General features: G+C 35.0%; 14 protein-coding genes and 1 tRNA gene. All 15 read left to right on the forward strand.

What is annotated here, in order from left to right; translation table 11 throughout:
• The first annotated feature begins 34 nt into the window (after window positions 1-34).
• On the forward strand, window positions 35-652 hold the full coding sequence (locus tag DRF65_RS25585; protein ID WP_394337830.1) for a WbqC family protein: 618 nt from the start codon (window positions 35-37) through the stop codon (window positions 650-652).
• A gap of 80 nt (window positions 653-732) precedes the next feature.
• Entirely contained in the window at window positions 733-2,406 is a 1,674-nt protein-coding gene (locus DRF65_RS25590) for a S8 family serine peptidase (protein ID WP_115973542.1), read from the forward strand.
• A 226-nt stretch (window positions 2,407-2,632) separates the two neighbouring features.
• Window positions 2,633-3,124, forward strand: coding sequence for a lipocalin family protein (locus DRF65_RS25595; RefSeq protein ID WP_115973543.1), 492 nt, complete (start codon window positions 2,633-2,635; stop codon window positions 3,122-3,124).
• Between the two features lie 25 nt (window positions 3,125-3,149).
• Window positions 3,150-3,839, forward strand: a complete 690-nt coding sequence (locus tag DRF65_RS25600; RefSeq protein WP_115973544.1) for an OmpA family protein — start codon at window positions 3,150-3,152, stop codon at window positions 3,837-3,839.
• 108 nt (window positions 3,840-3,947) lie between these two features.
• On the forward strand, window positions 3,948-4,835 hold the full coding sequence (locus tag DRF65_RS25605) for a decaprenyl-phosphate phosphoribosyltransferase (protein WP_115973545.1): 888 nt from the start codon (window positions 3,948-3,950) through the stop codon (window positions 4,833-4,835).
• The gene (locus DRF65_RS25610; protein ID WP_115973546.1) at window positions 4,832-6,151 is read left to right on the forward strand and encodes an FAD-binding oxidoreductase; all 1,320 of its coding nucleotides are present in this window, start codon (window positions 4,832-4,834) and stop codon (window positions 6,149-6,151) included. Before DRF65_RS25605 ends, DRF65_RS25610 begins: the two co-directional genes overlap by 4 nt.
• On the forward strand, window positions 6,151-6,876 hold the full coding sequence (locus tag DRF65_RS25615) for an SDR family NAD(P)-dependent oxidoreductase (protein ID WP_115973547.1): 726 nt from the start codon (window positions 6,151-6,153) through the stop codon (window positions 6,874-6,876). Before DRF65_RS25610 ends, DRF65_RS25615 begins: the two co-directional genes overlap by 1 nt.
• A gap of 3 nt (window positions 6,877-6,879) precedes the next feature.
• Entirely contained in the window at window positions 6,880-7,467 is a 588-nt protein-coding gene (locus DRF65_RS25620) for an HAD family hydrolase (protein ID WP_115973548.1), read from the forward strand.
• A 24-nt stretch (window positions 7,468-7,491) separates the two neighbouring features.
• The gene (locus tag DRF65_RS25625; protein WP_115973549.1) at window positions 7,492-7,965 is read left to right on the forward strand and encodes a hypothetical protein; all 474 of its coding nucleotides are present in this window, start codon (window positions 7,492-7,494) and stop codon (window positions 7,963-7,965) included.
• A 2-nt stretch (window positions 7,966-7,967) separates the two neighbouring features.
• Entirely contained in the window at window positions 7,968-9,143 is a 1,176-nt protein-coding gene (locus tag DRF65_RS25630; RefSeq protein WP_115973550.1) for a cysteine desulfurase family protein, read from the forward strand.
• Window positions 9,144-9,226: 83 nt separating this feature from the next.
• Window positions 9,227-9,544, forward strand: a complete 318-nt coding sequence (trxA, locus tag DRF65_RS25635) for a thioredoxin (protein ID WP_047099031.1) — start codon at window positions 9,227-9,229, stop codon at window positions 9,542-9,544.
• A gap of 132 nt (window positions 9,545-9,676) precedes the next feature.
• Window positions 9,677-9,750: transfer RNA gene (locus DRF65_RS25640), tRNA-Asp, on the forward strand.
• Window positions 9,751-10,000: 250 nt separating this feature from the next.
• Entirely contained in the window at window positions 10,001-11,224 is a 1,224-nt protein-coding gene (locus tag DRF65_RS25645) for a site-specific integrase (RefSeq protein ID WP_115973553.1), read from the forward strand.
• 150 nt (window positions 11,225-11,374) lie between these two features.
• Window positions 11,375-12,787, forward strand: a complete 1,413-nt coding sequence (locus DRF65_RS25650; RefSeq protein ID WP_115973551.1) for a sacsin N-terminal ATP-binding-like domain-containing protein — start codon at window positions 11,375-11,377, stop codon at window positions 12,785-12,787.
• A gap of 158 nt (window positions 12,788-12,945) precedes the next feature.
• Window positions 12,946-14,839 (forward strand): type VI secretion system Vgr family protein (locus DRF65_RS25655; protein ID WP_115973554.1); only part of this gene is annotated, 1,894 nt, incomplete at its 3' end.

Consider the following 14,839-nt stretch of genomic DNA (forward strand, 5'->3'; position numbering starts at 1 on the left):
TGAAGTATTTGAAAAAATACTTCATTTTTGTATTATGAATATGAAGAATGTTTTATTACCGGTATTTTATATGCCACCGGTTTCATGGTTTTCAGTGTTTTTAGATCCTGAAAATGAAGTTGTTTTTGAACAGTTCGAAAACTTTCCGAAGCAGACCTATAGAAATAGAGCTAATATTTATGGAGCGAATGGGAAATTATCTCTGATCATTCCTATCAATCATAACGGGAAAAGAGAGATGAAAGATATAGAACTTTCTTACAGAGAAGATTGGAGAGGTCTCCACTGGAAGTCAATCAAAACCGCTTATCAGAGCTCTCCTTACTTCGAATACTATGAAGATAAGTTCAGGAAAATTTTTGATCTTAAAGAAAAGTTTCTTTTGGACTTTAACCTTAAAGGGTTAGAAGTTATCCAACAGATATTGAAAACAGAAAAGGCACACTCTTTGAATGAAGAATATATCAAAAATCCAGAAGGAATCAGTTTCAGAGAAAAGTTTTCTGCAAAACTTCCTTCAGAATTTGAAATGGAAAGCTATTATCAGACCTTCTCAGACAAATTAGGATTTTTAGAAGATTTATCGGTTCTGGATCTTATCTGTAACAAAGGCCCTGAATCGCTTGTTTACATAAAAAATATAAAATATTAATATGCGATCGTCACTGTCGGATTTTTATTGAAAATAAAACACATGACGACTGTATATGACTTTAAAACAAATATCAATATATGAAAAAGGTATTATTAGCTGCAGTTTTTTTGACCGGTTTTGGATTCTCCTTTGCACAGGAGTCAAAAGCTAAAAGTATTGACCCGAATGAAGATAAAAACCTGATGATGTGGTATCATAAGGATTTTGCAACTTCAAAAACTTATGGAGTGAATACAGAAAATGCATATAAATATCTGGAATCAAAAGGTTTAAAGCCTAAAACAGTAATCGTTGGAGTTTTAGACAGTGGAGTACAGGTAGATCACCCGGGATTGGTGAAAAACATGTGGACCAACCCTAATGAAATCCCTGGAAACGGTAAAGATGATGATGGAAACGGATATATCGATGATATTCACGGATGGAATTTCATTGGAGGAAAGAATGGGGATGTTGATATCGATAATATGGAAGTAACAAGAGTTGTTGCCAAATATAAACCCGTTTTTGAAGGTGATGATTCTGCAAAGAATAAAGCTAATCAGGCTAAAATGCCGGAAGACTTTGAAATGTATATGAAAGCTAAAGACCTTTTCACAAAGAAAAGTGTTGAAGCTCAGCAGAATTTCAGAACATATTCCATGATAAATGAGCTGATTCCTAATATGGTAAAGCTATTGGCAGGAAAGCCAGTGACAACAGAAACTATTTCAGCCATTAAGAAACCTACAGATCAAAAGGAAGCAATCGCTCTGGAGGTCTTGGGTAATATCTCTCAAAGTCCGGATTTTAAAGGAAAGTCCTCTGCAGAATTTGAGACCAGAATGAAAAAGGATATGAAAGAGGCTATCGATCATTTTGCACCAGCAGCAAAACAATATGATCTTTCATATGACCCAAGAAAAGAAATTGTAGGAGATAACTATGATGACTATTCTGAAAAAAACTATGGAAACAACCATTACGAAGGGCCTGATGCAGAACATGGAACCCACGTATCCGGAATCATTGCAGGGCTTCCACAAGGGAAGGAAATACAGCACGGTATTGCTTCAAGAGTTGCTAAAATTATGACGGTAAGAGCTGTACCTAATGGAGATGAAAGAGATAAAGACGTTGCCAATGCAATCAGATATGCTGTAGATAATGGTGCTAAAATCCTGAACATGAGTTTTGGTAAACCTGTTTCCCCAGGTAAAAATGTAGTTTGGGATGCTTTCAAATATGCTGAAGATAAAGGCGTTCTTTTAGTAAAAGCAGCAGGTAACGAAAATGAAGACGTAGCAGAACATCTGGCGTATCCTACCAACTACAAGAATGTTAATGATGAAAAACCATTTGTGAATAACGTGGTCGTAGTAGGAGCGAGTACCAATGATAATAATGCCCTTAGAGCTAATTTCTCCAATTTCAATAAGAAAATGGTGGATGTTTTTGCTCCCGGAGAAAGAATCTACTCAACCGTTAAAGGAAGTAAATACGAATATTTAGATGGAACATCTATGGCATCTCCGGTAGTATCAGGAGCTGCAGCAGTTCTGTTAGCGTATATGCCGAATCTTAAACCTGATCAGATCATTGAATCATTGAAAAAATCAAGCAATCTGAGCTCAGCGAACGGTTTTACAGATTTCTCTGCAGCAGGAGGAGTTATAGACGTGAAAAAAGCAGCTGAATATGCTTATAATAACTTCTATAACGGAAGTAAAACTCCTGTTGTTAAAAAAGCAACTAAAGCTGTTAAAAAATAATTATTTATAAATGATTATGATATCCATTTTATAAATGAAGCACTTGGAAATATCAGGAATAAACCGCCATACAGTGCAGTTTTGTTTTCTTTAAAAAAAATGTTAAAATATTCATTTTTAAATAGCTAATAAAAAAGTCCGAAATTTTTCGGACTTTTTTATTTTTTAAATACAATTTTGGCACGGTTTTTTGTAACTTTATTGTAACAAAATAATAAACAACAAAATGAAAAAGTTACTACTTGCAGGGATGTTAGGAACATCACTTTTTGCAGTGTCTTGTTCCTCTGTGAATAACGCAGCTACATCTCAGAATCAAAAGGCTGAGTTTCTTAAATTAAAAGGAGACTGGCAGATTGTGAGCATAGACTACGATAAAGGGTATAAAATTAAGCCTTTTGACGAAGGGGCAGATGCACAGTGTTTCGTAGGAAGCCACTGGAGATTGATCCCTAATAACTGGACAGGTGCTTACACTCTGAACGGAGGAGGAAGCTGTCCGGCCATTACACAGCCTATCAAGTTTGAAATCAAGAATGGTGATACATTTATGTTTAAAAAAGTTCTTGCAGGTACAAAAGCAAAACAGAATATTGCAGGATATACTTTATCGGTAATCAACCAAAGTACAGATCAGTTTTCTCTTCAGCAAGACGTTCCGTTTGAAGGTGGAAGTGTAAAAGTTGTTTACAACTTCGAAAGAACCGGAATGAAATAATTGAATAACATAAAAGATAAAAAAAATGAAATTTACTAAAACATACGTAGGAGCTCTTTTCTTGTCATCAGCATTATTACTGACAAGTTGTGAAGCCGTTCAGAATTCAAATAACCAACAAAGAGGTACAGCTGTAGGAGTTGCTTCAGGAGCTGTATTAGGAGGTATCCTTGGAAACAATGTAGGAAGAGGTGGAAATGGTGCTATTGGTGCTGTACTAGGTGGTATTATCGGTGGTGTTGCAGGTAACGTTATCGGTAACAAAATGGATAAGCAGGCAAAAGATATTAAAGAAACTTTACCAGGTGCTCAGGTAGAAAGAGTAGGAGACGGTATCAAAGTAACGATGAATGAAAGTATCGTAAACTTTGCTTTCGATTCTTCAAATCTTACTTCTGTTGCACAAAATAACTTAGATAAATTAGCTAAAGTATTGGTTGATAATCCGGATACTAATATCAATATCTATGGTCACACAGACAGCGTAGGTAAAGATGCGTACAACGTAGGACTTTCTCAAAGAAGAGCAGATGCTGTAAAAGCTTATTTAGTAGGAAAAGGATTAGCAGGAAGCAGAATGTTCACAAAAGGTGAAGGTAAAAATATGCCGGTTGCCAGCAATGACACAGACGAAGGAAGAGCTAAAAACAGAAGAGTTGAATTCGCTATTACTGCAAATGAAAAAATGATTAACGATGCCAAACAAGGGCAGTAATTAATTTAACATATAAATATTTTCGTAAAAGACCGCTCCGGCGGTTTTTTTTGTATTTTTATGGCTGTCAATTTTGAATTTATTATTTTTGTAATCGAAATAACATAAATGAAAAAATATTTAAAACTGCTCCGGGTGGAGCAATGGGTAAAAAACCTTTTTGTATTTGTCCCTCTATTTTTCTCCGGTAATATTACCAATCTTGATTTACTTACCAAAAGTATCTTTGCTTTTATCATCTTCTCATTCGCTGCAAGCATTGTTTATATTCTGAATGACTATAATGATATTGAGGCAGATAGGAAACATCCTGAAAAAAGAAGACGTCCCTTGGCAAGCGGTGCGATCTCAAAATCTACAGCAATAGGAATTCTCATTGGGCTGGTGATTGCTGATATTGTTTTTGTAGGTTTTGCCCAGATGTATTTCCAGCAGCCGCTATGGAAATTTGCTACCATTATCGCTTTTTATGTAGTGATGAATCTGGCGTATACCTTTAAACTGAAACATGTGCCGATCATTGATATCTTTATCATTGCTATAGGATTTGTATTGCGGGTTCTGGCTGGTGGTTATATCACAGGGATCAGTATTTCCCAATGGGCAATCTTACTGACTTTTGTATTGGCTTTAGTATTAGCCATTGGAAAAAGGAGAGGAGAGCTTATCAATGCTCAGGTTTCAGGTAAAACAAGGAAGGCTTTGGATGGGTATAATGTACAGTTTGCTGACATTGCTCTGTCTATTTCCATTACATTGGCTATTGTTTGTTATCTGATGTTTACCCTTTCACCTGAAGTACAGGCAAGATTTCATGAAAGAGTTTTTTATACAGTGGTTTTCGTTGTATTTGCTCTTTTAAGATATCTGCAGCAGACACTGGTGTACAACAGAACAGAATCTCCCACAAAAATTGTGTACAGAGACCGTTATATACAGGTTACTTTATTACTTTGGGTGGCCACATTTTTAATTCAAATTTACTTTAAGAAATGAAGCCGAATTTCACACAGAAAGTTACAAACTGGGGCAATTACCCGGTAGTGGAAAAAGAAATGAGATCTGAAGATAGCTTCAAAAACATAAAAGAGTTCGTACTCAATCACAATGAAGTTATTGCAAGAGGAAACGGAAGATGTTATGGAGATGCTTCATTGGGTGAAAGCATTTTTTCTACCAAAAAATTAAATAAATTCATCAGCTTTGACCGCCTGAACGGAATTATAGAGTGCGAATCCGGAGTTCTACTATCGGAGGTGCTTGAAATATCAGTTCCACAGGGATATTTCCTTTATGTAACACCAGGAACGAAGTTTGTTTCTGTTGGGGGAGCTATTGCTTCTGATGTACACGGAAAGAATCACCATGCAGAAGGTTGTTTTTCAGAATATGTGATTGAATTTAAACTGATGATTGAAAACGGGGAAATCATTACCTGTTCAAGAGAAGAGAATTCAGATAAGTTCTGGGCTACCATTGGTGGAATGGGGCTTACAGGAATTATCCTTACAGCAAAATTTAAGCTTAAAAATATAGAATCAGCCTATATCCGTCAGGAAAGTATCAAAGCTGATAATCTTGATGAGATCTTTAAGCTGTTTGATGAAAGTGAAAGCTGGACATATACCGTAGCATGGATCGATTGTCTTCAGAAAGGAAAAAATATTGGAAGAAGTATTCTGATGAGAGGAGAACATGCTTTTCAACATGAATTGCCGCAGACTATGACAAAAAATCCTTTAAGATTAAAGAAAAAATTACAGCCAACTGTACCTTTTTACTTTCCGGGATTCGTATTGAATGCTTTGACAGTAAAGATTTTCAACTGGCTCTATTATAAAAAACAGTCTAAAAAAGAAGTTAAGAATTTCATCGATTATGAAACCTTTTTCTATCCCCTGGATGCCATTAACGAATGGAATAAGATCTATGGGAAATCTGGTTTCATACAATATCAGATGGTGATCCCAAAAGAAGCAGGAAAAGAAGGAATGAAGAGAATTCTTGAAACCATTGCCAATAGTGGAAACGGTTCTTTCTTAGCCGTTTTAAAACTTTTTGGAAAGAATAATCCGGAGGCTTACAATTCATTCCCTGTTGAAGGGTATACATTGGCGCTGGATTTTAAAGTTAATTCAAAACTGAAAAAACTGGTAGATCAGCTGGATAGTATTGTTCAGGAGTTTGGAGGAAGAATTTATCTCACCAAAGACAGTATGAGCAGATCCTCGCTTACCAATTACCTGAAAAACATTCGAAGTCCTAAATTTGTGTCTTTACAGCACAAAAGAATCTTAAATAATAACTCATAATGATAGTCCTGGGAAGTACATCTGAAGTGGCACAGGCTTTTGTGGAAAAAGCACTTCAGGAAGGAGAAAAGTTTGAAAGAATTTATCTTTTTACCTCAAATAAAGAAACTACGGAAAGGTTTGCAAGACATATTGATGTAAAATTTCTACAACAGTCTGAAGTGATAGAGCTTGATCTGATGAAAGAAATTGATTACAACAAATTTGATTATATCAATTCAAATGTATTATTTTGTGCCGTAGGATATTTGGGTGAAGGAACAGAAGAAGGATTATATGATAATAAGAACACGGAACGTATCATTAATATCAATTATTCTAAGCTGATTCCGGTAATGAACTATTTTGCCCATAAATTTGAAAACAGAAGATCAGGAACGATCATCGGACTTTCATCGGTGGCAGGAGACAGGGGAAGACAGAGTAATTTTATCTATGGAAGTGCAAAAGCCGCTTTTACGGCTTATCTGAGTGGGTTAAGAAACTATCTTTTCAGTAAAAAAGTACATGTACTGACGGTAAAACCAGGGTTCATGGCAACCAAAATGACAGAAGGCCTGCCTTTGAATCCTAAGTTAACAGCAACACCAAAACAGGCTGCTGCCTGCATTTATAAAGCGTTCAAAAAGCAGAAGAACGTGGCATATGTTTTGCCGGTTTGGAGTATTATTATGATGATTATCAGGAATATCCCTGAATTTATATTTAAAAAGTTAAAGCTTTAAGAAATGAAAAAATTGTATTGTTTTGATTTTGACGGAACCCTGACGTATAAAGATACCATGTTTATGTATCTTAAATTCTATGATTCTACAAAATATAGAATACAATTTTTAAGACATGTACCCCTTTTTATTCTGCTGAAGCTTAAACTGGCAGAAACAGAAAAAGTAAAGAAAAGCTTTATCGGGTCTATTTTAAAAGGACAGTCACAGGAAAAAATAGAATTGAAATCCAAGCAGTTCTTTGAATTGCATTACCCTAAAATTGTAAGAGAGAATGCCTTGGATTTTATTCAAAATATCGATAGGAATAATACACAGAGTTTATTGGTAACAGCTTCTCTGGATATCTGGGTGAAACCTTTTGCCGAAGTTCTGAAAATGCAGCTTGTTTCTACGCGGGCAGAGTTTAAGAACGGTGTCTTTACAGGAAATTTTGTAGGAAAAAATTGTAACGGAAAAGAAAAACTGGTGCGGATAAAGGAAGAAATTAATAATTCCAGGTATGATAAAATTATTGCATTTGGTGATACTTCCGGGGATAAGCCAATGTTGAAATGGGCAAATGAAGGACATTACCAATTTTTTCACTAATTTTGGGTGATAAAAGTGTAAAAAATGAAAATTTTGTTAACTGCAATTGCAGCCACCCTGATGAGCTGTGCAAGTACAACATCATCCCAACAAAATTCTTCTGATATGCAGCAGAAAGCAGAGTTTATTGTATCCGGTTCTCAGGGAGGTACAATGGAGCGTGGCTTCAAAATCATTAAAGATGAAAAAGAATTTCATACTGTGGTTAAAAGTGGCTCCGGACTTATAGAAGAAGGAAAAAATTCCACTGCTGATTATCCGGAATTTCCCAAAGATAAAAAGGTTGTTGTATACAATCTGGGAAGCTTCAGATCAGGTAGCCACAGTATCAATGAGATCAAGGGGATATCTGTAAAGAATAATGTCCTGTATGTAGAAGTTCCAGCTGGAGAACCTTCAGGTGGAATGGAAATTCAGATGCTTTCCAATCCTTGGTTCGTTTTTGCTGTTCCTGCAAATTACCAGTTTACCTCCGTAGAATTAAAATATTCAAAATAACAATGAATAAAATATATTTAGATAATGCCGCAACCACTCCGCTTGCAGAAGAAGTTATAGACGCAATGGTTGGTACGATGAAGATGAATTTCGGAAACCCGTCTTCAACTCATAGCTTTGGACAGGAAGCCAAAATCCTTATTGAAAATGTAAGAAGACAGGTTGCAGACTATCTTCATGTAACTCCTGCTGAAATTATTTTTACTTCCTGTGGAACAGAATCCAATAATATGATCATCAAATCCTCGGTGGAACACCTTGGAGTAGAAAGAATCATTAGCTCGCCTTTAGAACATAAATGTGTTTCTGAAAGTATTCTGGATATGAAAGCGAGAAAAGGAGTAGAGGTAAACTATATCCGCCCTAATGAAAAAGGAGATATTGACCTTGATAAATTAGAAGAACTTTTAAAAGCTTCAGATAAAAAGACTTTGGTAAGCTTAATGCATGCCAATAACGAAATTGGAAATATCGTTGATATTAAAAAAATTGCAGCATTATGCAAAGCGAATAATGCCCTTTATCACTCTGATACAGTGAAGACAATGGCTCATATGAAATTTGATTTCTCAGATATCCTTGTAGATTTTGCTTCTTGCAGTGCTCATAAATTCCATGGTCCAAAAGGAGTAGGTTTTGCTTTTATTAGAAAAGCAACCGGCTTGAAAGGAATTATTACAGGTGGACCTCAGGAAAGAAGTCTGAGAGCAGGTACTGAGAATGTTGCTGGTATTGTAGGGCTAGGTAAGGCTTTAGAGCTTTGCATCAACAATATGGAGGCTTATGCTGCCCATATCAGAGAAATTAAAGAATACGCAATCGAAAGATTATCTGCGGAGGTTCCCAATATTAAATTCAATGGACGAAGTGGTGAGATGGAAAATAGTGTTGACAGTGTTTTAAGTGCATTGCTTCCATATAAAAACCCATTAATCGGACTTCAGCTGGATATGAAAGGAATTGCCATTTCTCAGGGAAGTGCATGTTCTTCCGGAGCATCCAAGCCATCAATGGTGATGATGATGGTGCTTTCTGAAGACGAAATGGATCATTGTACGCCATTACGTATTTCTTTCAGTCATCTAACGACAAAAGCTGATATAGACGCACTGGCAGAGGCATTAAAGGAGATTTCGAAAGATTACACTATAGAAAAAACTAATGTTGAGCATAGATAGTCTTATGATGTAAAAATCGTAATTTTGAACACTCAATAGAATTGAAAAAAGAAAATAATATTAATTAAAATAAAAGAAACAAAATGGCTTTAGAAATTACAGACAGCTCATTCCAGGATACGGTTTTAAAATCAGATAAACCAGTTTTAGTTGACTTCTGGGCAGTATGGTGTGGACCTTGCAGAACGCTGGGACCAATCATCGAAGAAGTAGCATCAGATTTTGAAGGAAAAGCAGTAGTAGGGAAAGTGGATGTAGACAACAATCAGGAAATTTCAATGCAGTATGGTATTAGAAATATCCCTACAGTTCTTATTTTTAAGAACGGAGAAGTTGTAGATAAACTAGTAGGTGTAACTCCAAAAGAGGTTATCGCTGAAAAATTAAGCGCTCACTTGTAAAAAAATAAGTTTGATAATGAATGCCTTCCACGATTGGGAGGCATTTTTTTTAAAAATAGTTTGCAGGTAATAAAAAAAGGTGTAATTTTGCAACCACGAAAAAGAAACGAAGTTCTTTAACAAAAAAAACAAGATCCGGTAGTTCAGCTGGTTAGAATGCCGCCCTGTCACGGCGGAGGTCGCGGGTTCGAGTCCCGTCCGGATCGCAACTATTCAATTAAAATAGTACAAAATGCTGTAAAATAGATGTTTTACAGCATTTTTTGTTTTGTGTCTGTTCCAAATGGAGCTAAAAATCCACAACCTGAAAGTGACCTATTCAGTGACCTGTTAGAAAGGTTGAAAAAAGGTCACTGAAAAGTAAGAAGAAAGCCTGTTCATGGGCTTGTTCAGAAATTGAACATCTTGTGGGAAGTTTTTAATGAATTTAATTTAAAATTTTTAAAAACGGCACATATGAATAAGACATTCAACCTGCTTTTTTATCTCAAAAAAGCTAAAATTAACACCCAGGGAGAAGCACCCATCTACATGAGAATTACTATTGACGGAAAAATTTCTGAAATCAGTACAAAACGCACCGTATTGCCTTCAAAATGGAACTGCCAAGCTCAAAGTGTAAAAGGGTCTTCAGAAGATTGCAAATCACTTAATTTTTATCTTAAGACATTTGAGCAGAAAGTTTATGATACTTATCATACACTAATAAGAGAAAGTGAACCGATAAGCTGTGAAATTCTTAAGAACAGGCTATTGGGCAGGGATCAAAAAAATCGAATGCTGATTCCAATATTTCAGGATCATAACGACAGGATGGAGAAATTAGTAGGGAGGGAGTACGCTAAGGGAACCTTAACCCGCTATAAAACCTGCTTAAGCCATACCAAAGAATTTTTGCAGTGGAAATATGATATTTCCGATATTGATATTAGGAAAATTAATTATGCCTTTCTCAATGATTTTGAATTTTTTCTGCGAACTGAAAAACTTTGTGGTAATAATACAGCCGTAAAGTATATTATGAACTTTGGGAAGATCATCAGAATTTGCTTGAATCATGGTTGGTTGGAAAAAGATCCATTTATGAATTATGATTCAAAATTTGATGAAGTAACAAGAGTATTTCTTAATGAGCAGGAGTTAGAAAAACTTTTTACCAAAGATTTCAAAAATATGAGGCTATCATTGGTCAGAGATGTATTTTTATTTAGCTGCTATACGGGGCTGGCATATATTGATACTCGAAAGTTAACTACCAACAACATCAATATTGGATTAGATGGAACCCGATGGATTTTTACCAAACGACAAAAAACGAAGACAACCTCTAACATACCATTGCTTGCTCAAGCTGAGTGTATCATTGAAAAATATAAGAACCATCCAACCTGTATAAATAGTGGAAGATTACTTCCTATTCTAAGCAATCAAAAAATGAATGCCTATCTGAAAGAAATTGCTGATCTGTGTGGTATCAATAAAGAATTAACCTATCATATAGCACGTCACACCTTTGCGACAACAGTTACCTTATCAAATGGGGTTTCCATCGAGAGCGTGAGTAAAATGCTCGGTCACAAAAATATGAGAACAACTCAGCACTATGCCAAGATTCTGGATAGTAAAGTGAGTGAAGATATGATTTCTTTAAAACAAAAATTCCTTGATAAGATTGTTTAATAAAACTACAATATTATTAATCACTTAAAAGGTCGTGCTTAATGTAGATTTCGAGAATAAAGAGGTAAAAAGGAGAAGATAGGTGTGAAAAAATCTAATTCACTATAATGTTATTTGTAAATTTGGCTAAAACTTTTAATCTATAAATTAATGTCTTACAAATCGAGATTTGACTCTTTAGAGCAGAAAGCACATCATCAAATAATAGCAACTAAAATTTCCAAAGAAATGGGTGAATTACGCTCACTCGTAGAAAAATCCCCTATTACACCTAAAAGATGGATTTGGGAATTAATTCAAAATGCAAAAGATGTACATTTGGACAAAGGGGTTAAGATAAGAATAGATTACCAACCGGAATATGTCAGTTTTAAACACAATGGTATGCCCTTTACTGCAGATAATATTCGATTTTTAATAGAACAGATATCTACTAAAAGCAGAAGCAGACCAGAAGAAGGTAAGAGTAAGACTACAGGAAAATTCGGCACAGGATTTTTAACAACTCATTTATTGTCAGAAGTCGTAACCGTCAAAGGAGTTGCTAAAGAACCTGATTTGGATTACAGAAAATTTGAGTTGCAATTAGATAGAAGTGGTTTTGAATTAGAAGATATTACTGAGGCGGTCAAAAAATCTAAAGAATCTGTAGCAGATTTAGATAGTTCTCCTATTTACTTGGAATACCTTGAAGGGGATTTCAATACGGAATTTGTATATCCGTTACTGGATAAAATTAGTGTTAATGTTGCCGAATCAGGCCTAAATAATTTAGAGATTTGTCTTCCCTACACTCTTCTATTCGTCCCAGAGATAGAGAAAGTTGAAATAGTATCATCTTCTCATTTATTTATTAGAAGTAAAGAAATTGAAAAAATTAATGATGAAATTAGTTTACATACCGTAAAACTAATTGATACTGATTTGATTGAGGAGAAAATTTATTGCATAGCTGTTTGTTCTTTTGGACTAACTTCTATTGCAATGCCTATACAAAAGGATGCGGATTCTATTTCATTGCTACCAATCGATGAACAAGTACCGAGATTGTTTTGTGATTTTCCGCTGGTAGGCACTGAAAAATTCCATGTGCCAATAATTATCAATAATCCTAATTTTAACCCAACAGATCCGCGGGATGGTATTTACTTAACGTCTTCTGAAAGAGTTAATCCACGAATTGATGAAAATAAAAGCATTATGAATGAAGCAAAGTCACTTTATTTCAAGTTGCTAGATTTTGCTGTTACGAATAACTGGAAAAATCTTCATTTACTTGCACAAATAAAAGCAATTTCGGAGGATTATGATTGGGTAGATAATAATTGGTTTATTAAAGATGTAGTTAATCCCATTCGTGAAAAATTGCTTCATATACCCATTGTAACAAATGCTGATGGAAGTCTTATTTCGATTTTAAATGAAGAAGAAAAAATACATTCTTGGTTTCCCAATTCCGGAAGTAGAGAGGTAAGAAATGAAATTTGGGAGATATCAAATTATTGGTTCCCTTATCGTTTACACACTTATCAAACATTAAGAGCTCAATACTGTAGAATATAAAATAACATAAGTTTAAATTAAGAACTTATATCTTAATTCTATTTCCCTTTATTTAAGTCGTAGCTCTACTACAATTTTAAAAATTATGTCAAAAAAAATATACTTTGGCACTGTTTTTATCTACATTTGGTGATATAATTAAAAACACACATAATCCTATGAAAAAAAATATATCAAATTCAGAGAAAATTTCTGAAAATCATATTTCGGGCATCAATCGAGTAATTAAACTTGATATTATAGCTGGCGGAAAACCCATTCATCATTTTAAACATTTCCGTTTACAACAGAGCGCTAAAACTCATCATAACTTTGAACTTATTTTGGCTCATGATTCCTTGAATGAAACCCAAAACTACAATCTTGAACAGGCAAGACAGTTCATGGGAAAGCGATTGACTGTTACATTCAAATACAAAGATCCAGAACATGAAAACCCAGAGAGAACGTTTGTAGGAATTATTACAAATGTATCATTCAGCAAGGAAAAAATGAGCTTGGGAAATATTGTACTTAAAGGTTACAGTCCCACAATTCTGATGGATTCTGCTCCACACACACAAAGTTTTGGAGGAGGTCAATCTGTAAATACTTCCATTATTGCAGACAGGGTTATCAAGGAAGCGTTGGGTACAAATGATTTTGATTTCAGAGTAGACGCTCAAAATAACAGTTATATCAATTACAGTGCTCAATATTGTGAGACTCATTATAACTACCTTGCCAGAATTGCAGAAGCCTATGGAGAGCAGTTTTATTATGATGGAGAAGTTCTACATTTTGGAAAGCTCCCACCTAATGAAAAGTCTATTAAGCTTATTGATGGTAGTAATGTAAATGATGTTACTATTGAACTAAAGGCAGTACATACAAAACCTGAATACTTTGGTTACAATAGTAGTAGTCATACAAAAATGTTGGGTGTTGACAATCGTATTAAGCATTTAGGAGAGTTATCAGCAAAAGCTTATGAATTGAATGATACTATCTTTAAAACCCGTTCACTAACACCTACTCCCATTAATGCGAATATGTTTCGTGACGTAGATGATTCCCAAAAGAGTGCAAGAGGAAGTAAGGCCGTAGATGTTTTTACAGTTTCAGGAGAAACAACAGTTCCGTTTTTATACATTGGTTGTGTTGCTGACTTAGCTATGAGAAAGCCAGACAGCAATCAAACCTCTCATTTTACTACTTTAATGATTACAGAAGTAAGTCATGAAGTTGATGCAAGAGGATATTACACAGGAAGTTTTGAAGCGATTGCTGAAGGAACAGGTTTTATGCCAAAGCCTAATTTTGAAATGCCTAAAGCTGAGCCACAAGTAGCAACTGTTATCTCGAATGTTGATCCTTTAAATCAAGGGAGAATACAGGTACAATTTGATTGGCAATTAAATGATACAACAAACTTTATCAGAATGATGAGTCCTGATGCGGGAGGAACAGATGCTATAAGTCAGAACAGAGGGTTTGTAGCAATCCCTGAAATTGGAGATCAAGTAATGGTTGGTTTTGAATATCATAATCCAGATTTTCCTTTTGCCATGGGCGGAATGTTTCATGGAAATATTGCTTTAGGAGGTGGAATCAATAATCACCTTAAATCTATTCAAACCAGAAGCGGAATCCGTATTTTGATGAATGATGCTGAGGGTAGTGTAAATATTATTGATCCAAGTGGTAATACTTATTTTATGGATGGACAGGGAAATATTACGGTGACTGCACCTAAGAATATGACTTTCAATGCGGGGGAAAACATTAGTATGACTGCAGGAATGAATATTACATCTAATGCAGGGATGAATATTTCTGAAACCGCAGGCGTGAATCACAGCAGTATTGCAGGAGGAATGATGCTGCAAAATGCAACTTTAGATTATTCTTTGGTAGCAAAAAATATTATGGAAATTGCACAAGGAGATAGAAAATCTCTTTCAAAAAAAGTACATGATCAGTCTCAGGAAAAATCAATATCTTCTGAAAATAAAAATGAAATTCACACCAAAGGAACTTTTGATAATAACAGTGGTGAAAACTCTAAACATC

This window comes from Chryseobacterium pennae (assembly GCF_003385515.1).
GTDB classification, from domain to species: domain Bacteria; phylum Bacteroidota; class Bacteroidia; order Flavobacteriales; family Weeksellaceae; genus Chryseobacterium; species Chryseobacterium pennae.